Below are 22,728 nucleotides of genomic sequence, written 5' to 3'. Positions count from 1 at the left end.
ATTAGAATTCACCATCTATACTTTTAGTTACTTCATCAAGAAAATTGTTGTACTCCTGTAATTCTTCTTTTTCTCTAATAGCATCGATATAGTCATTCATTGTTAATGTAGTGTCTGTAACGATTAATCGCAGCAGGTTAAACAGGTCGGAGAGTAGGGCCTCTATATCCTTTTGGCCGAACAGGTCAGTGTTGTACACAACATTATAATGTATCCTGTCTTTATGAACATTAAACGTACTGGTAATATCAAATTTGCTTTTGGCTGTTTTGGCGGTGCTGTCGATATGGTAGGTTGATACATCCTCATTGCCGGTGGCGGCATTATCTGCCTGATTCACCTGCAGCATGTAGTCAAACAACGGATTTCTGGAAAAGTCCCTCCCCTTGTCCAAATCCTCCACGATCAGATCAAAGGGATATTCCTGATGTTCAAAGTTTTCCAGCACCATGTTTTTCACACGGGACAGCATATGCTGATAAGTTTCCCCCGGATGAATCATAACCCTGTACACCAGGGTATTGACATAGAAGCCTATCTGGTCTTTCAAATCGGCGTTTACCCTTCCTGAAATGGGGCTGCCCATCAGGAGGTCTTTCTGCCCGGAATATTTGTTGAGCGTCAGGGAATACGCACACAGCAGGTTCATAAACAACGTGGTGTTCGTGCGGATAGACAGTTCTAAAAGCGCTTTGGCCGTATCCTGCGGCATTTCTCCCTGAAGGGAATTGCCGTTATATGTTTTTATCCGGGGCCTTTTTTTCGAGAACGACAGGTTCAGTACGGGAACTTCGCCATGGAGCTGCTGCTGCCAGTAAGATTTGTGACTGTCAAATTTGGCACTCCGGAATTGTTCCAGTTGCCATATCGCAAAGTCTTTGTAATGGAACTTCAGCGCCGGCAAGTCTGGTTCCCTGTTTTCCCTGAAAGCGGAATAGAAAGTCATCACGTCGTTGGAAAGCACGGCAGTGGACCAGCCATCACAAATAATGTGATGCATGTTATAATAGAATATGTATTGATCTTCGGCTATCCGTAATAAAGCAGCCCTGATCAGCGGACCTTTACTTAAATCAAAAGGTTGATAAAAATCTTTTATTAAATATCCGTTTACCTGTTCTTTTTTGTTGACTTCGTCTCTGAAATCGAAAGTATCAATGGCGAAGCCTATCTCTGCTGCCGGCAATACCCATTGCATATACTGCCCGTGTTCATCTTCCCTGAAAACAGTTCTTAAAATCTCATGCCGCTCCACGACTGCGTATACCGCTTTTTCAAAATTCCCGATGTCGTGCATGTTATGCAGCACGAGGCTGTAGGGAATATTGTAAGCACCGGAAGTACCATTCATCTGGTTTAATAGCAGCAACCTTCTCTGGGCGACGGAGATGGGGTAGTTTTCACGTTCTTCCACACGATGAATCTCGCTGTATCCGGACTTTTTAGCGTTTTTAACCAGTTCTCCCTGTTCTTTAATTGTCAGCGCTGTAAACAGGTCTCTGATGGACATTTCAATATGGAATTCCTTGCGGATCGCATTCAGCAGGCTTGACAGTTTCAGACTGTTGCCGCCCAACCGGAAGAAATCATCCATGATGCCAATCTGATCGAAGTGCAGCACTTCCTGCCATAGTTTCACCAGTGTCTGTTCCGCTGCCGTCTGTGGAGCAACGTATTGTTCTCTGAGAAGATCTTTCTCCGCCACAGCAGGTAGTTTGGCCCTGTCTACCTTTCCGTTGGAGGTAATGGGGATTCGGTCCAGCGACACGTAATAGGCCGGCAACATATACGCGGGTAATTTTTTACCCAGTGCTTCGTGCAGCAGTTGTTTGTCCAGTGCGGTATCTGATACAACATACGCCACAATCACTTTCTCGCCTCCGATCACTTTTGCTTCTATCACACATTGTGAGATGTGTTCCTGTGACAACAACACTGCCTCTATTTCCTTCAGCTCTATGCGGTGGCCGCGGATCTTCACCTGATCGTCTATCCTTCCCATGTATTCAATACTACCGTCCGGCAGGCGTTTCCCAAGATCGCCGGTCCGGTAAAAACGGGTAAAGCCCCGTGCTTTGTCTGTTTCGGTCACAAACGGGCTGGCCATAAAGCGGGTGGCAGTGAGTTCATCATTGTTGAGATACCCTCTGGCCACGCCGGCGCCACCGATATATAATTCTCCTGTAACGCCCGCCGGTACCGGCTGAAGATGGGCATCCAGCAAAAATATGCTGTTATTGGCAATAGGCTTGCCGATGTTCGTGTTCAGGTCTCCATCGTGGAAGGTATGCATACAGGCAATAACGGTAGTTTCCGTAGGACCATAACCGTTAATCAGGTCTCTCCCTTTGCTCCATTCCTGCATTACTTTTGCAGCTGTCACGTCCCCTCCCAGCAGCACAGAATCCAATGCCTGTAACCCGGAAGGGCTCATGACCGCAACCAACACAGGCGGTAATAAGGCGGTGGTAGGTTTGGTTTTATTTAAATAAGCCTTCAGTAATTCAATATCCTGTCTGATATGACCGGGAACAATCGTTAGTTGGGCGCCCAGCGCCAAAGCACCGAATACCTCCCATACGGATGCGTCAAACACCAGCGAAGCATACAACAGCATATTCGATTGCCCGTCGATGCCGAGGCGGTCTTTCTGTACAAACACCAGGTTCGTCAGATTCCTGTGCTCAATCATCACCCCTTTGGGCTTACCGGTGGTGCCGGAAGTATAGATGATATAAGCCAGATCCGCAGGAGCGCTGTATACAGGCAGGTCTGCCGTCTCTTCCTGCAGATAAAGTTCTTCTTCCGGATCTATATACAGCACCCGTTCTGCCGGCAGCTGCAGTACCTCGTTGAGCTGACGGTGGCTGAGTACCAGTACAGCGCCGGAGTCTTCCAGTATAAAATCTATCCTTTGTTGCGGATAGGATGGATCGATGGGAACATAAGCGCCGCCCGCCTTCAGGATGGCGAATATGGCTATCGCCATTTCCGGGCATTTCTCGAGGCAGATGGCGATAAGTGTATCCTTCGTCAGCACCTGCCCTGTTCTCCGGTGGTATTGATCTCTGATATGATGCGCCAGCTGATTGCTTTTCGCGTGAAGCGTTTCATAACTCATTCGCTGGTCCTCAAATATCACGGCGGTGCTGTGCGGATGCAGACGTGCCTGTTCGGTAAACAGCTCCACGACTGTCTTGTCCTCCGGGTAAGTCGTTCTGGCGGCATGGCTGCCAGTGATCAACGCTTCTTTTTCCGCTGCAGACAAATAATCCACTGCCCCTAAACGCTCTCCGGGGTTTTGTAGTAAGGCAGCCAGCAAACCTTTGTAATGAACAATCAACCGCTCTACCATCTGCCGGTCATATACATCGGTATTGTAATTGACAGAAAACGCCAGCGCATCTCCTGTTTCCTGGAAGGCAACGCTCAGATCGAATTTGGCGACACCATGACCAAGATCCGCGATGCGGTCTGAATCATCTCCGACAGTCGTGCTATCCCTCCTTTTTTCCCCGGCATTCTGCAATACCAGCATCACGTCGAAAATGGCGTTACGGCCGGTATCAAACTTTACGCCCAGGTCTTCCACCAAATGATCAAAGGGATATTGCTGATGTTCGTATGATTCCAGCGTATTATCCTTTATCCGCGCAAAGAAGGCATCAAAGCTGTCGTTAGGATCTACTTCGTTACGCAGGGCCAAAGTGTTCACATAGAATCCGATCTGGTCTTCCAGATCCGAGTGTTCACGCCCCGCCACCGGCGTTCCGGTAATGATATCCTTTTGTGATGTGTACCGATGGCACAGTACATTCCAGACAGCCAGCAGTCCCATGAACAAACTGCCGCCATGCTCCCGACTGTAGCTGTTCAATGCGCCAGTCAGGGAAGATGATATTTGTGTTGATAAGCGATACCCGTTATAGGTCTTAATTTTCGGGCGGGACTTATAACTGGGTAAATCCAATACAGGCAGGTCCCCGGAAAGCTTTTCCAACCAATAGGTGCGGTCTTCAGCATACTGTCCCGTTTCCAGCCGGTTCAACTGCCACGCTGCATAGTCTTTATATTGGATGGGAAGTTCCGGCAGGTTGGCCCCGGTCCCGGACGTAAACGCCTTGTAGTAGCTCATCACATCCCGCTCCAGTACTCCCATTGACCAGCCATCACTGATAATATGATGCAGGTTGTAATAAAAGATATACCGGTCATCAGACACGTGCAGTAAAGCTGCCCGTAACAATGGTCCCTGTTCCAGGTCAAAAAGCCGATAGGAATCCGCCTCAATATAAGCGCCGGCTTTCTCTTCTTCCCCACGAAAATCTTCATACCCGATCTCAAAGCCTAACGCTTCTGTGTCCATTATCCGCTGACAGACCACGCCGGAACTATCCATCACAAACACGGTCCGCAGTATTTCATGCCGCTCAATGACAGCCTTTAAAGCCAGCTTAAACAAAACGATATCGTATGCGCCATCCAATACGGTATAACCTGGTATGTTATACGAAACAGATGCTTCCTCAAACTGACTTAGCACCCACAATCTTTGCTGTGCAGGAGAGATGGCATAATATGCTGCTTCCGGCACCCGGGATATGGCTCTGAAAGAGCGTTTTGAGGCAGATGCTATCAATACAGCCTGTTCTCTCAGTACCGGCGTCAGGAATACCTGCTTTAAGTCCAGAATAACATTGAACTGTTTATGAATTAAACCCACCAGCCGAATGCCTTGTAAACTATGGCCGCCCAGATCCAGGAAATTGTCTGTCACTCCGACACGTTCAACACCAAAAATGTGCTGCCATGCTTCCACCAGCGCATATTCTTCCGCTGTCTGCGGCGCTACATAGGTTTTTTTCGCCAGATCGCCTGCATCTACTTTGGGCAGGGCTTTTCTGTCCACCTTACCGTTGGAGGTCAGCGGAATACTTTCCAGCACTACATAGTAACCCGGAAGCATATACGAAGGCAATACCCTGTTCAAATCTTCCCGCAGCTGCTTCTTGTCTAAAGCAAAGTCATTTTCCAACACGATATAAGCCACCAGCACTTTATCTTCTTTTTCTTCACTGGCCACCACTACCGCATGTGTAATACCGTTCTGTTGCAGCAACGCCGATTCAATCTCACCCAGTTCTATACGGTAGCCATGGATTTTCACCTGATGGTCTATCCTGCCTGAGAACGCTATATTCCCGTCCGGCAGCCATCTGGCGAGGTCGCCGGTTTTGTACAGGCGTTCCCCTGCCCTGAACGGATGCGCGATGAACTTCTCCGCTGTCAGCTCCCGACGGTTTAAATAACCACGGGCCAGACCTGCGCCGGAGATATATACTTCGCCGGTAACACCTTCAGGTTGTAATGCCAGTCCTTCTGAAAGGATATAAAACTGTGTATTGGAGATCGGTTGACCGACAGGTATGGATGTATAGGACTGTTGTTCTATCTGGTAACAGCTGCTGTAGGTGGTACTTTCCGTAGGGCCGTACAGGTTACGAAGCACAATCGGGGTATCTTTAAAAGCATTTATCAGATGTACCGGAATAGGCTCCCCGGCCATGTTCACCGCAATAACATTTTTAAAGGACACCGCTCTTTCCAGGAGATTGCCCACCACTGATGGTACGGTATTGATCAGTATCTGCTGATCTTCGTTTATATAATCTGGAATAGCCAGACCACTGGAGATCACCCGGATTTTTTTGCCGATGATCAGCGGGTAAAACATCTCAAATACGGACAGATCGAAGCAGTACGATGTGGCAGCATAGAGAATATCAAAATCCGTGGACTTAAATTCCTTCATGCTCCAGTACAGGAAAGAAACCGCATTGCCATGTTCAATCATCACGCCTTTGGGCTTGCCTGTAGATCCTGAAGTGTAGATCATATAGGCCATATTCGCCGGCATGATAGACACCTGTGGCTGCTCTGCACTTAACTGTGCAGCAGCCCGGAACTGCTTCAGGAATGATTCCGTTATTGTCAGCCTGCAGGCGCTGTCTGCCTCCATATAGGCAATCCGTTCTTCCGGATATGCCGGATCTATCGGTACATAGGCCGCGCCGGATTTTAATACGCCCACTATAGCGATCACCATCCATGCTGTCCGTTCCAGTTTGATGGCCACCGGATCTTCCGGCTTCACATCATATTCGGATAACAGATAATTGGCCAGTTCATTGGACCGCTCGTCCAGTTCCCGGTAGGTGAGCTTTTTATCTTCGTATATCACAGCAACAGCCTCTGGTGTTCTGCGGGCCTGTTCTGTCAACAAATCAACAATCGTCTTATTAGCCGGAAAATCCAGTTCAGTCGCATTGAAGGCGTGTAACAGCTTCTCTTTTTCTACCGCCGTAACAAAATCTATCTGAGCGATGCTTTGCTCCGGATGGGCAATGCCCTGTTCGATGAAACGTTCCAGATGGTCCAGCAAACTCCGGATAAATGCGGCGTCGTAGATATCTGTGTTGTAATCCACGCCGACATGAAGTCCCTCAGCTGTTTCTGAGAACGAGAAACTAATATCAAAATGGCTTCTGTTGCGGGTTACGTTTTTATAAGGAGCGATTTTTAATCCTGAAATACTGTCTTCTTTCTGAAATACATCGCGCTGGTTGTGCAATACAACGAGGATATCAAACAGTGCCGATCTTGAAATATCCCGTCTTACTGAAAGTTCTTCTACCAGCCTGTCGAAGGGATAGTCCTGATGTTCATAGGCTTCCAGCAGCGTTTCTTTTTGCCTTGTCAATAGCCCTTTGTAAGTATCAGTCGCTTCAAAACGGGTCCTGACAGCCAACGTATTCAGGTACAGCCCGATCTGGTTTTCGAGGCGGGCATGTTCTCTGCCAGCCACAGGGCTGCCCAACAGCATATCTGTCTGTCCGCTATAGCGGTAAAACAAGCCGTTCAGTCCCGCCATCAGGCTCATAAACAAAGTGGCGCCATGCTGCCGGGAAAAATCCTGTAAGCGGCTGAGGAATCCATCTGAAAAGTCATGGGTCACCTGTGCACCGTTATACGTCTTCAGTTTCGGACGGAGGAAAGTAGCAGGCAATTCCAGTACCGGCAGATTCCCGGATAACTGTTGATGCCAGTATGCTTTTGACTGCGACAGTTTTTCCTTTTGCGGAGCGCTTTCCAGCCAGCTGGCATAATCTTTATACTGAATGGGCAAGGCAGGCAATCCGGCGCCGGTTCCGTCTTTCAGATGATTATACAGCGTCATCAGTTCGCGGGACAGTACCTCCATAGACCAGCCATCTCCTACGATGTGATGGAGGTTGAACAACAACAAATGACGGTCTTCACCCGTATGAATAACACCTACTTTCAACAAAGGGAAACTGCCCAGATTAAACTGATGATGGATGTGTTGCCTGATAATGGACAACACTTCTTCTGTCTGCGAATTGCTGTATTCTTCCAACACACATCTTACAGATTCTTCGGTAAGCACATATTGCCATAATACGCCCTCGCTGTCCATTTTGAATACCGTCCGCAAGCTTTCATGCCGCGCGATCAGTAAATCCAGCGCTCCCTGTAAAAGGGCCGTCTCCAATACACCTTCCACCTCCAGTACGTTGGCGATATTGTAGGTCACGCTGCCGCCTTCGAACTGGCTCAGGGCCCATAAACGGCGCTGTGAAGAAGTGACCGGGTAACACTCCAGGCCCAATACTTCTGTAATGTTTTCCTGCAAATAATAAGTCCCCAGCCGGCTGGCCATACCCGCCAGCTCAGGGAATTCAAAGACTTCTTTTAATTTCAGGCTGTAGCCGGCTTTCTCTGTTTCATTGATAAGCCGCACCGCTTTCAGGCTGTGACCGCCCAATTCAAAGAAATTGTCCGTCACGCTGACCTGCTCCACGCCCAATACATCCTGCCATATTTTTACCAGCAACTGTTCTTCTGCTGTCCGGGGCGCCACATACGTTTCTTTCATCAGGTCCCCCACCGCCACTTTGGGCAGCGCTTTCCTGTCCACCTTACCGTTGGAGGTCAGCGGAATACTTTCCAGCACTACATAGTAACCCGGAAGCATATACGAAGGCAATACCCGGCTCAAATCTTCCCGCAGCTGCTTCTTGTCTAAAGCAATGTCATTTTCCAACACGATATAAGCCACCAGTACTTTATCTTCTTTTTCTTCACTGGCCACCACTACGGCATGTGTAATACCGTTCTGTTGCAGCAACGCTGATTCAATCTCACCCAGTTCTATACGGTAGCCATGGATTTTTACCTGATGGTCTATCCTCCCTGAGAATGCTACATTCCCGTCCGGCAGCCATCTGGCGAGGTCGCCGGTTTTGTACAGGCGTTCCCCTGCCCTGAACGGATGCGCGATGAACTTCTCCGCCGTCAGCTCCCGACGGTTTAAATAACCACGGGCCAGACCCGCGCCAGAGATATATACTTCGCCGGTAACACCTTCAGGTTGCAATGCCAACCCCTCTGAAAGGATATAAAACTGTGTATTGGAGATCGGTTGACCGACAGGTATAGATGTATAGGCCTGCTGCCTTATACGGTAACAGCTGCTGTAGGTAGTGCTTTCCGTAGGGCCGTACAGGTTACGCAGCACAATCGGAGAATCTTTAAAAGCATTTATCAGATGTACCGGAATAGGCTCTCCCGCCATATTCACCGCAATAACATTTTTAAAGGACACCGCTCTTTCCAGGAGATTACCCACCACTGATGGTACGGTATTGATCAGTATCTGCTGGTCGTCGTTTATATAATCAGGAATAGCTAAGCCGCTCGAGATCACCCGGATTTTTTTGCCGATGCTCAGCGGGTAAAACATCTCAAATACGGACAGATCGAAGCAGTACGATGTGGCAGCATAGAGAATATCAAAATCCGTGGACTTAAATTCCTTCATGCTCCAGTACAGGAAAGAAACCGCATTGCCATGTTCAATCATCACGCCTTTGGGCTTGCCTGTAGATCCTGAAGTGTAGATCATATAGGCCATATTCGCCGGCATGATAGACACCTGTGGCTGCTCTGCACTTAACTGTGCAGCAGCCCGGAACTGCTTCAGGAATGATTCCGTTATTGTCAGCCTGCAGGCGCTGTCTGCCTCCATATAGGCAATCCGTTCTTCCGGATATGCCGGATCTATCGGTACATAGGCCGCGCCGGATTTTAATACGCCCACTATAGCGATCACCATCCACGCTGTCCTTTCCAGTTTGATGGCCACCGGATCTTCCGGCTTCAGGTCATATTCGGATAACAGATAATTGGCCAGTTCATTGGATCGCTCATCCAGTTCCCGGTAGGTGAGCTTTTGATCTTCGTATATCACAGCAACAGCCTCTGGTGTTCTGCGGGCCTGTTCTGTCAATAAATCAACGATCGTCTTATTGGCCGGATAATTCAGTTCGTTCGCGTTGAATACGCTTAACAGCTTCTCTTTTTCTACCGGCGTAACAAAATCTATCTGAGCGATGCTTTGCTCCGGATGGGCAATGCTCTGTTCAATGAAATCTTCCAGATGGCCCAGCAAACGCCGGATAAACACAGCATCGTAGATATCTGTGTTGTAATCTACGGCAGTGTGAAGTCCATCAGTTGTTTCTGAGAACGAGAAACTAATATCAAAATGGCTTCTGTTGCGGGTTACGTTTTTATAAGGAGCGATTTTTAATCCTGAAATACTGTCTTCTTTCTGAAATACATCGCGCTGGTTATGCAATACAACGAGGATATCAAACAAGGCTGATCTTGAAATATCCCGTCTTACGGAAAGTTCTTCTACCAGCCCGTCGAAGGGATAGTCCTGATGTTCATAGGCTTCCAGCAGCGTTTCTTTTTGCCTTGTCAACAGATTTCTATAGGTGTCAGTCGCTTCAAAACGAGTCCTGACAGCCAGCGTATTCAGGTACAGCCCGATCTGGTTTTCGAGGCGGGCATATTCCCTGCCGGCAACGGGGCTACCTAAAAGGATATCTGTCTGCCCGCTGTACCGGTAAAACAAGCCGTTCAGCCCCGCCATCAGGCTCATAAACAAAGTGGCGCCATGCTGTCCGGAAAAATCCTGTAAGCGATGCAGGAATTCAGGAGAGAACACATGCGTTAGCTGTGCACCGTTATACGTCTTTAATTTCGGACGGGGGAAAGTGGCAGGCAATTCCAGTACCGGCAGATTCCCGGATAACTGTTGATGCCAGTATGCTTTCGACTGCAACAGCTTTTCCTTTTGCGGAGCGCTTTCCTGCCAATAAGCATAGTCTTTATATTGAATGGGCAATGCAGGGAGATCATTTCTGACACCGTCTTTCAGACGATTGTACTGCGTGATCAACTCACGGGACAGCACCTCCATAGACCAGCCATCCCCAATGATGTGATGCAGGTTGAACAGCAACAAATGACGGTCTTCTCCGGTGTGAATGACGCCCACTTTCAGTAAAGGGAAATTGCCCATATCAAACTGATGGCGGGTATGCTGCCGGATAATAGATTGTATCTCCTCATTTCCCGGCGCTGTAAATTCTTCCAGCAGGCATCTTGCATCCGGGAGAATGTGCTGCCGTAATACGCTTGCGTTGTCCATCCGGAACACCGTCCGCAGGCTTTCATGCCGTGCGACCAGTAAGTCCAGCGCTCCCTGCAAAAAGGTCGTATCCAATTGCCCTTCTGCTTCCAGCACGTTGGCGATATTATAAGCCACGCTGCCACCTTCAAACTGGCTCAGGGCCCATAAACGACGCTGTGAAGAAGTGACCGGGTAAGATTCCAGCTGCGGCGCTTTCGTGATATTCTCCTGTATAGCTACTCCCAGCCTGCCAGCCATATCAGCCAACACCGGATACTCGAAGACTTCTTTTAGTTTCAGGCTATAACCGGCTTTTTCTGTCTCATTGATAAGCCGTACCGCTTTCAGGCTATGGCCGCCTAGTTCAAAGAAATTGTCCGTCACGCTCACCTGTTCCACGCTCAATACATCCTGCCATATTTCTGCCAGCACCTGTTCCGCTACTGTTTGTGGCGCTATGTACGCTTCTTTCACCAGATCCCCCGCCGCCACTTTGGGCAGCGCCTTCCTGTCGATCTTACTGTTGGATGTCAGCGGAATACTTTCCAGTTCTACATAGTAACCCGGAAGCATATACGAAGGCAACATCTTACCTAAATCCTCCCGCAGTTGTTTTTTATCTAAATTGAACCCATTGTCCGTTACCACATAAGCGACTAATACCTTATCGCCTTTTTCTTCACCAGCCACCACTACGGCGTGTGTGATACCGTTCTGCTGTAACAGTGTTGATTCAATCTCACCCAATTCTATACGATGACCATGGATCTTCACCTGATGGTCTATCCTGCCTACAAAATCCATGTTCCCGTCCGGCAGCCACCGCGCCAGGTCGCCGGTTCTGTACAGGCGTTCTCCCGCCCGGAACGGATGCGCGATAAACTTTTCCGCCGTCAGCTCCGGACGGTTTAAATACCCGCGGGTCACACCAGCGCCAGAGATATACACCTCACCGGTAACGCCTTCTGGTTGTAATGCCAGTCCTTCTGACAGAACATAAAACTGTGTATTTGCAATCGGTTTGCCAACAGGGAGGGCACCGTTTTCCTGTTTTGTTATCGGATAACAACTGCTATACGTAGTCGTTTCTGTAGGGCCATACAGGTTACGGAATACAGTCGGATATGGTCTTAAAGCATCTGCCACATGTACCGGCAGCAGTTCTCCGGCCGTATTCACTGCAGCCACATTACTGAAGGACATATTCCGCTCCAGCAGATTAGCCACCACAGAGGGTACGGTATTGATCAGTATATGCTGGTCTTCGTTGATATAATCAGGGATCGCCAAACCATTGGAGATCACCCTGAGCTTTTTACCGATGCTTAGCGGGTAAAACATCTCAAACACAGACAGATCGAAACAATGGGAAGTAGCCGCATAAACTATATCAAAAGCGGTGGACGCAAATTCTTTCATGCTCCAATACAGGAAAGAAACAGCATTACCATGTTCAATCATCACACCTTTAGGCTTACCCGTAGATCCTGAGGTGTAGATCATATAAGCCATATTCGCCGGCATGATGGACACCTGCGGCTGCTCTGCACTTAGCTGCGCAGCAGCCAGGAACTTCTTCAGGAATGATGCATTAATCGTCAACCGGCACACGCTGTCTGTCTCTATATAAGCGATTCGCTCTTCCGGGTATGCCGGATCTATCGGCACGTAGGTCGCACCGGACTTCAACACGCCCGCTATGGCGATCACTATCCATTCTGTCCGTTCCAGTTTGATGCCTATCGGATCTTCCGGCTGAATATGATATTCGGATAACAGATAATTGGCCAGTTCATTGGACCGCTCGTCCAGTTCCCGGTAGGTGAGCTTTCTATCTTCGTATACTACAGCAACGGCATCCGGTGTTCTCCCCGCCTGCTCTGTCAACAAATCAACAATCGTCTTATTAGCCGGGTAATCCAGTTCAGTCGCATTGAAGACGTGTAACAGCTTCTCTTTTTCTACCGCCGTAACAAAGTCTATCTGAGCGATACTCTGCTTCGGATGGGCAATGCCCTGTTCGATAAAACCTTCCAGATGGTCCAGTAAACGCCGGATAAATGCAGCGTCGTAGATATCTGTGTTGTAATCTACTCTCGTGTGAAGCCCGTCGGCTGTTTCTGAAAACGAAAAACTAATATCAAAATGGCTCCTGTTGCGGACCTGATTGATGTATGGCGCTATTTTTAACCCGGCAATGGTTTCTTCTTTCAGGAAGATATTCCGTTGATTGTGCATCACCACGAGAATATCAAACAGCGCAGATCTTGAAATATCCCGCCTCACCGACAATTCCTCCACCAGCGCGTCGAAGGGATAGTCCTGATGCGCATAGGCATCCAGCAGCGTTTCTTTTTGCCGGGTCAACAGGTTTTCATAGGTGTCTGTCGCCTCAAAGCTGGTCCGTATAGCCAGCGTATTCAGGTACAGTCCTATCTGGTTTTCCAGACTGGCATGTGCCCTGCCGGCCACGGGACTGCCTAACAGAATATCTGTCTGTCCGCTATACCGGTAAAACAATCCGTTCAGTCCCGCCATCAGGCTCATAAACAAGGTGGCGCCGTGCTGTCCGGAAAAATCCTGCAAGCGGCGCAGGAATTCAGGAGAGAATACATGCGTTACCTGTGAACCGTTATACGTCTTTAATTTCGGACGGGGGAAAGTAGCAGGCAATTCCAGTACCGGCAGATTCCCGGATAACTGTTGATGCCAGTATGCTTTCGACTGCAACAGCTTTTCCTTTTGCGGAGCGCTTTCCAGCCAGTAAGCATAATCTTTATATTGAATAGATAACGCAGGTAGCCCCACAGTGGTTCCACCTTTCAGATGATTATACAAAGTGATCAACTCGCGGGACAATATTTCCATGGACCAGCCATCTCCCACGATGTGATGCAGGTTGAACAGCAACAGATGGCGATCTTCGCTGGTATGAATAACGCCAATCTTCAATAAAGGAAAACTGCTTAGATCAAACTGATGAGTGATATGTTGCCGGATAATGGATAATACTTCCTCATTTCCGAAAGCGGTAAACATCTCCAGCGCGCATTTTACTCCCGGGAGTATATGCTGCCATAATATACCGGACCTGTCCATTTTGAATACTGTCCGCAGGCTCTCATGCCGCGCAATCAGTGAATCCAGCGCTCCCTGTAAAAGGGTCGTATCCAATACGCCTTCCACTTCCAGCACGTTGGTCATATTATAGGCCACGCTGCCACCTTCAAACTGGCTCAGTGTCCAGAGGCGACGTTGCGAAGAAGTGACCGGGTAATATTCCTGCTCCGGCGCTTTCGTGATATTTTCGTATATGGCTGCTCCCAGTCTGCCGGCCATATCAGCCAGCACCGGGCACTCAAAGACTTCTTTTAATTTCAGTTTATAACCCGACTGCTCCACTTCATTGATGAGCCGTACCGCCTTCAGGCTGTGGCCGCCCAATTCAAAGAAATTGTCTGTCGCGCCTACCTGCTCCATGCCCAGTACATCCTGCCATATCTCTGCCAGCAGCTGTTCCGCTGTGGTGCGGGGCGCTACATAGACTTCTTTGATCAGGTCTCCTGCACCTACCGCAGGCAATGCCTTTCTGTCTACCTTGCCGTTAGACGTCAGCGGGATATTTTCCAGCTCCACGTAATAACCCGGAAGCATATACGCCGGCAACACGCTGCTTAAGTCTTCCCGCAGCCGGCGTTTGTCCGGCCTAAGGCCCTGCTCCATCACAATGTAAGCCACCAGCGCTTTGTCGCCCTTCACTTCAGCGGCACTCACCACCACCTGTGAAACGCCGTCCTGCTGCAACAATGCGGACTCCACTTCGCCCAGCTCTATACGATGGCCATGGATTTTCACCTGATCGTCCAATCTGCCTAAAAACTCCACGTTACCATCCGGCAGCCACCGCGCCAGGTCGCCTGTGCGGTACAGACGTTCGCCTGCCTTAAACGGATGAGCGATAAACTTCGCTGCCGTCAGCTCCGGCCGCTTCAAATAACCACGGGCCAGACCCGCGCCGGCAATGCACAACTCCCCGATAACGCCCGGCGGAACTAATTGCTGCTCCGTATTCAGGATGTACACCCCTGCATTAGAGAAAACCTTCCCTAATGGTATCTGCTGGTAGACTTTGTCGAGGTCCACGGTGTGCATGAGTTTCCCGATTGTTGTCTCCGTAGGGCCGTAGTGGTTATAAACACGTATCGATGACCCACTGTGTTTGATACTGGCGATGATCTCATTGGTCAGTCGCTCTCCTCCAAAGATGATACCTTTTTGCGGCAACAGGATTTCTTCATTTTGACAGATAGACGCCCAGTGACTGGGTACGATCTTGATGAAGTCAATAGCATGCTCCCGGAAATAGGAAAGTAAACCCGCGGCATTTGTCAGCGTTTCCTTAGAGAAGGTATGCAACTGTCCGCCCGTAGCCAGTGCGCCGTACAGCACCGTATACCCCAAATCTGCAGCCGGGGTGGACATCAGGCCGTACGAATATGAGGCATCAATTTGCACTTTAGCCAGCAGGCCATGTACATAATCCAGTAAGTTCCGGTGTTCAATCATCACCCCTTTGGGCATGCCCGTAGTACCGGAAGTATAAATAACATATATTAATTGATCCGGATAGATCTGTGTCTTTAATGGCGATGTTGAGTAATCATTCAGTGTTTCGGAAAGCTGGTCCAGATAAATCATCTTCACATCATCCTTAAGCGCTTTAAACACATCAGACAAACCCGTATGGGTCAACAGCTGTTTACAGCCACTGTCTTCCAGTATGAAGGATATCCGCTGCCAGGGGAGCGCCGCATCTACCGGCACATAAGCGCCACCAGCCTTTATCACGCCCAGCATACCGATGATCATATCCAACGGCGTATCCACACAAACAGGTACCAGCACATCCCTGTCAACTCCTTCGTTTTGCAGATACCGCGCCAGCTGGTTGCTCAGCTCATCCAGCTCCCGGTAGCTCAGTATACGATCTTCATAAACCACCGCCACAGCATCCGGCGTTCTCCGGGCTTGTTCCGCAAACAGATCCGTTATCGTCTTATCCGGCGACGGGTAAGTCAACCGGGGGGCGTTAAAGGTATGTAATAGGGTATCTTTTTCCGCCGGCGTAATAAAGTCTATCCGGGAGATATTTTGCTCCGGGTGAGTGATACCCTGCTCTATAAAACATTCCAGATGGCCCAGCAACTGCCGGATGAATGTTTCATCATAAATATCGGGGTTGTAATCTATCCTTGTATGAAGCCCCTCAGCTGCTTCCAAAAACGAAAAGCCAATATCAAAGTGGCTCCTGTTACGCGGAACATTTGCATAAGGCGCTATGCTCAAACCGGCAATCGTTTCTTCTTTCAGGAAGATATTCCGCTGATTATGCATCACCACGAGGATATCAAACAACGCAGACCTTGAGATATCCCGCCTTACAGACAATTCCTCTATCAGTCCGTCGAAAGGATAATCCTGATGTTCATAAGCCTCCAACAGGATGCTCTTTTGCCTTAGCAACAGATCTGAGTAAGTGTCTGTCGCTTCAAAACGGGTCCTTACCGCCAGTGTGTTCAGGTACAGCCCTATCTGGTTTTCCAGACTGGCATGTTCCCTGCCGGCCACCGGGCTGCCCAACAGAATATCTGTTTGCCCGCTATACCGGTAAAACAAGCCGTTCAGCCCCGCCATCAGGCTCATAAACAAGGTGGCACCGTGCTGTCCGGAAAAATCCTGTAAACGGCGCAGGAATTCAGGAGAGAATACATGCGTTATCTGTAAGCCGTTATACGTCTTTAATTTCGGGCGGGGAAAGGTAGCCGGCAATTCCAGTACCGGCAGATTTCCGGACAACTGTTTACGCCAGTATTCTCCTGACTGCGACAATCTCTCCTTTTGCGGAGCGCTTTCCAGCCAGTAAGCATAATCTTTATATTGAATGGGTAACGCAAGCAGATTAGTCCTAACGCCATCTTTCAGGTGATTGTACTGCGTGATCAATTCACGGGACAGCACCTCCATAGACCAACCGTCTCCCACAATGTGATGCAGGTTGAACAGCAACAGATGACGGTCTTCTCCGGTATGGATGACCCCTATTTTGAGCAGCGGAAAACTGCTTAGATCAAACTGATGAGTGATATGCTGCCGGATAATGGAAGTTATTTCTTCTTCCCGGGAAGTACTGTATTCACCCAGTAAGCACCGCACTGTATCCGCTGGAAGGATATACTGTCCCAACATACCGGATCTGTCCATTTTGAATACTGTCCGCAGGCTCTCATGCCGTGCAATCAGTGAATCCAGCGCTCCCTGTAAAAGGACCATGTCCATTACGCCGTTCACTTCCAGCACGTTGGCCATGTTGTAGGCCACGCTGCCACCTTCAAACTGGCTCAGTGTCCACAGGCGACGTTGCGAAGACGTGACCGGGTAATATTCCTGCTCCGGCGCTTTCGTGATATTTTCGTGTATGGCTGCTCCCAGTCTGCCGGCCATATCAGCCAGCACCGGGCACTCAAAGACTTCTTTTAATTTCAGTTTATAACCCGACTGCTCCACTTCATTGATGAGCCGCACCGCCTTCAGGCTGTGGCCGCCCAATTCAAAGAAATTATCTGTCGCGCCTACCTGTTCCATGCCCAGGACATCTTGCCATATCTTTGCCAGCAGCTGCTCCGCTGTGGTGCGGGGCGCTACATAGGCTTCTTTGATCAGGTCTCCTGCACCTACCGCAGGTAATGCCTTTCTGTCTATCTTGCCGTTAGACGTCAGCGGGATATTTTCCAGCTCCACGTAATAACCCGGAAGCATATACGCCGGCAACACTTTGCTTAAGTCTTCCCGCAACCGGCGTTTGTCCGGCGTAAGGCCCTGCTCCATCACAATGTAAGCCACCAGCGCCTTGTCGCCCTTCACTTCAGCGGCACTCACCACCACTTGTGAAACGCCGTCCTGCTGCAGCAATGCGGACTCCACTTCACCCAGCTCTATACGATGGCCATGGATTTTCACCTGATCGTCCAATCTGCCTAAAAACTCCACGTTACCATCCGGCAGCCACCGCGCCAGGTCGCCTGTGCGGTACAGGCGTTCGCCTGCCTTAAACGGATGAGCGATAAACTTCGCTGCCGTCAGCTCCGGCCGCTTCAAATAACCACGGGCCAGACCCGCGCCGGCAATGCACAGCTCCCCGATAACGCCCGGCGGAACTAATTGCTGCTCCGTATTCAGGATGTACACCGCTGCATTAGAGAAAACCTTCCCTAATGGTATCTGCTGGTAGACTTTATCGAGGTTCACGGCGTGCATGAGTTTCCCGATTGTTGTCTCCGTAGGGCCGTAGTGGTTATAAACACGTATCGATGACCCACTGTGTTTGATACTGGCGATGATCTCATTGGTCAGTCGCTCTCCGCCAAAGATGATACCTTTTTGCGGCAACAGTATTTCTTCATTTTGACAGATAGACGCCCAGTGACTGGGCACGATCTTGATGAAGTCAATAGCATGCTCCCGGAAATAGGAAAGTAAACCCGCGGCATTTGTCAGCGTTTCCTTAGAGAAGGTATGCAACTGTCCGCCCGTAGCCAGCGCGCCGTACAGCACCGTATACCCCAAATCTGCAGCCGGGGTGGACATCAGGCCGTACGAATATGAAGCATCAATTTGCACTTTAGCCAGCAGGCCATGTACATAATCCAGTAAGTTCCGGTGTTCGATCATCACCCCTTTGGGCATACCCGTAGTACCGGAAGTATAAATAACATATATTAATTGATCCGGATAGATCTGCGTCTTTAATGGCGATGTTGAATAATCATTCAGTGTTTCGGAAAGCTGGTCCAGATAAATCATCTTCACATCATCCTTAAGCGCTTTAAACACATCAGACAAACCCGTATGGGTCAACAGCTGTTTACAGCCACTGTCTTCCAGTATGAAGGATATCCGCTGCCAGGGGAGCGCCGCGTCTACCGGCACATAAGCGCCACCAGCCTTTATCACGCCCAGCATACCAATGATCATGTCCAACGGCGTATCCACACAAACAGGCACCAGCACATCCCTGTCAACTCCTTCGTTTTGCAGATACCGCGCCAGCTGGTTGCTAAGCTCATCCAGCTCCCGGTAGCTCAGTATACGATCTTCATAAACCAGCGCCACGGCATCCGGTGTTCTCCGGGCTTGTTCCGCAAACAGGTCTGTTATCGTTCTGTCAGCAACACTGTATAGCCGGGTATCATTAAAGCCATGCACCAGTTCTTCCGTTTCGGCTACCGACAGGTAATTTACCTTACCGACAGGGGTTTCGGGATGGTCCATCAGGGATTCCAGCAAATTCCCATAGTGAAGGAAGAGCCTTTCCATACTCTCCCGGTCGTAGATATCATTGTTATATTTTATCTCCACGCTCAGATGATCGTCCTGCTCTGCAAAAGAAAGCGTCAGATCAAACTGACTGGTATTTTTCTGTAAAGTATCGTAAGCAGCCACCTGCATGACTGACGAATCTCCTCCCCTGTTAAGTACGCCACGTTGGTTATGAAAAACAACCATCACATCAAACAACGGTGATCTTGATGTATCCCTGCCAATGTTAAGTTCTGCTACCAAAGCATCAAAAGCATAGTGCTGATATTCAAAAGCGTCCATGAGCTGCTTTGCTTCCTGCTGCAGCAATGCCATAAAATCGGCTGCTTTGTCTACCGTATTGCGTATGGCCAGCGTATTGATGAACAGCCCCAGCTGGTCTTCCAAATCGGGGTGTTCACGTCCTGCCACAGGTGTACCGATCACCACATCCTCCTGATTGCTGTATTTGGACAAAAGTAGCCGGACGCCCGCCAGCAGCACTGTAAACAGGGTCACGTTACCGGACCTGGAGAAATCTTTCAGTCTTGCCAGCAGCGTTTTAGCATAAGTATGATGAAACTGCTCTCCCCTGAAGGTTTTCACTTTAGGACGGAGTTTATAGGCGGGCAGCTGCAGGACAGGAATTTCACCGGTAAATTGTTTCAACCAATAAGCTTTGGCTTCCTGATATCTTGTTGTTGTTTTTTCTTTTTCCAGCCAGACCGCATAATCTTTAAACTGAATAGGATGCTGCGACGGCACAATGGTTTCTCCGTTCAGCAGCGCAGCATAGTATCCTAATACTTTCTGTGTCAGTACTTCCAGCGACCAGCCATCTCCTATGAGGTGGTGCATAGACAAATAAAACACATAGGTATCGCTGTTCAGTTGCAGCAGTGCTGCCCTCAGTAAAGGCGCCCGGGTGAGGTCATATGTTTGCCTGTCCTGTTGCTGAATATAGGCATTCACTTCATCCACTGGTGATGGACTGCCCGAGAAATCCGCCGTTGCTACGGTGAAGTGTAATGCTTCCTTTGACAGGATATATTGCCGTACCTCCTTTCCTTCCTCCTTTTTAAAGACCGTTCTTAAAATTTCATAGTCATCCAGTACCTGATCAAATGCCGCGATCAAAAGCTTTTGATCCACCCGGCCTTTTAGTTCCACTGCGCCGGATATCTGATAGGCTTCACTGCCGCCATCCAACTGACTTAACAGCCAAAAACGGAATTGCGATGGCGTCACGGGATAGGAATCCGCCGGCACAGCTACCGGGATGGATACATACTGCTGATGTTTTAATGCATGTTTCAGGTCTTTAATGGTGGGATTCGTATAGAAGACCTTGTAGGAAATACTTTGCTGAAGTTTTTTGTAGATGTTGTTGATGACCTGAGCGATCATTAAACTATGTCCGCCCAGTTCAAAGAAATGATCGGTTGTGCCAACGGGAGATACGCCCAGCACCTGCTCCCATATGTTCACCAACGCTCTCTCCAGCGTATCCACAGGAGCAGTATATGCTCCTTTTGCGGCAATCAGTTCTTCCAGCGACGGCAGGGCGTCCCGGTTTATTTTACCATTGACGGTCAGCGGGATGGTATTGATCTTCACCAGATGAGCCGGCACCATGTAGGCTGGAAGCCGTGAAGCCAGAAAAGTGCGCAGCGATTCTTTTTCTATTACGTCACTTACGGTGTAGTATCCTGCCAGCACTTCCCCGTCTTTGCTTTTCTTAACAGCCACCACCGCCTGTAAAATGTTGTCGGAGAAAGATTGTATTACCTGCTCAATCTCCCCCAGTTCGATACGGTATCCTCTTAATTTTACCTGCTGGTCTTTTCTTCCGAGGAACAGGATATTACCATCCGGTCGCCATTTGGCCAGGTCGCCGGTATCGTACATTTTATTGCCGGGCCTGAAGGGGTTGTCAATAAACCGCTCTGCGGTTAATGCTTCGCGGTTCAAGTAGCCGAGGGTAATACCGTCGCCGGAAAGATATAATTTCCCCATCACACCAACAGGCAACAGTTGTAAGTTATCATCCAAAATGTAGGCCTGTGTATTGGCGATTGGTTTCCCGATGGGAATAGTGTCATAGATTACTGAAGGAGACAGGCGATAGCAGGTGCTATAGGTAGTATCCTCAGAAGGACCGTATAAATTCCTAACCTCCGCTCCCGTCGGCAGTAGCTTCTGCGCCAGATCCACCGGAAACGGTTCTCCTGCCAGGTTAAAGACTGTCACGTTGCGCAGATCGTATTGCCCTTCCAACAATGTCCGGATACTGGACGGTACGGTATTGATTAAAACCTTCGTATCATTTTTCAGGTACTCTCCTATTTCCAGTGCGCTATCCAGCATCCGTATTTTTTTACCAATAGACAGGCTGTAAAAGATCTCATAAACAGACAAGTCAAAACAATGGGATGTGGCAGCATAAACGGTATCTAAAGTTGCCGCTGAAAACTCCGCCTGTGCCCAATATATCAGGGCTACCGCGTTGTGATGGGATACCATCACCCCTTTGGGTTTTCCGGTAGTGCCGGAAGTATAGATGATGTAAGCTAATTCGTGTGGCTGTTTTCCCGTTGACAGATTATCTCCGGAATAATGTTGTTGTTCTGCTTCTAAATTATTCAGCATCTGGTCATCAATGATCACTTTGCAGTTGCTGTCCTGCTGTATATAAGTGACCCTTTCTTCCGGATAATTAATATCTATGGGAACATAGGCCGCTCCTGTTTTTAGGACGGCAAGGATGGCTATAATGAGTTGTTCATTCCGACTTACCTTCACGCCTGCCAGATCTCCGGCGTCTGTCTGGTATTGAGCCCTGAGGAAATTCGCCAGCCTGTTTGCCCGTTCGTTGACCTCCCGGTATGTCAGTTCTTTCTCTCCGTGTACAATTGCAATAGCGTCCGGGGACCGGCGAGCCTGTGCTTCCACTAATTCATGCAGCAACGTTTTCCCGTAGTTTTCAAACTTCAGTTCCGTAGCGTTGAATGCATGCAGCAATGTTTCCTGCTCTGCCGCTGTGACCAGTGAAATGGCCACAACAGGCTGATTGAGGTTCTTTTCCAGGTCCTTCATCCAGGTGGCCATGCTTTCCACGAAATGTTCCGCCACTTGTTCATCTACAAAATTCCGGGAATAATGCACGGAAAATTCCAGTCCGCCATTTACCTGTCTGGCCACCTGCAACACAAAATCAGCAGGAATATCGTCAGCATTGTCATTGTAGGCGAGGTGAAAAGTGACACCGTTCCCTTCCGGTAAATGCAGGATTGCCGGAAACTGATCATCGGTATGTTTCACCACCGCTTCCACTTCCTTTCTGATATTGAGCAGGAATGTCTTTATGGTTTCTTCACCGGGTTGGGGAATGGTATAAAACAAAAGCTGACGGCTGTGCAGCCCGTTTCCACGGGAGGACACAAGGCCGCCCCGCTGAAAATATTTCCGGATCAGGATATTAAAAACGGTGAGTAATAAAGTGAAGGCTGCCATTTCATTTCCGGCAGACAGCTTATAAAAATAGGTGAGATATTTCTCTTCTATCAGAACGCTTTTGGACAAACCAGATCTTACATCGGATTTAACAAAATCCCCGTCCAGTAGCTTTTTACGCCAATAGTCTTGGATCATTTTTCCTAAAACCAGTCCCATATATGTATAGTGAAATTTACTTTAACGGTTATAAAAGATAGCAAGCGAGGGATATATAGCAGTGGTGGACTGCCGAAGAGAGCATTCGATCGCTCACCGTTCTGTAAGCGATTTGACAGTGTTTGAAGGCATATGAA

At 48.9% G+C, this 22,728-nt stretch carries 1 protein-coding gene; it reads right to left on the bottom strand.

From position 1 onward, the window contains the following. Position 1 precedes the first annotated feature (1 nt). Positions 2-22,591 carry a non-ribosomal peptide synthase/polyketide synthase gene (locus KD145_RS00480; RefSeq protein ID WP_212003973.1) on the bottom strand — a complete coding sequence of 7,530 codons (22,590 nt, stop codon included), beginning with the start codon at positions 22,589-22,591 and terminating at the stop codon, positions 2-4. Positions 22,592-22,728: the final 137 nt, after the last annotated feature.

The sequence above is a fragment of the Chitinophaga sp. HK235 genome (assembly GCF_018255755.1).
GTDB lineage: Bacteria > Bacteroidota > Bacteroidia > Chitinophagales > Chitinophagaceae > Chitinophaga.
Note: the sequence above shows the minus strand (reverse complement) of the source record. Positions and strands in the feature narration are given on the sequence as shown.

Excerpts from the sequence above, each read along its gene's own strand:
- KD145_RS00480 (WP_212003973.1), bottom strand. The coding sequence starts at position 22,591 with ATGGGACTGGTTTTAGGAAAAATGATCCAAGACTATTGGCGTAAAAAG.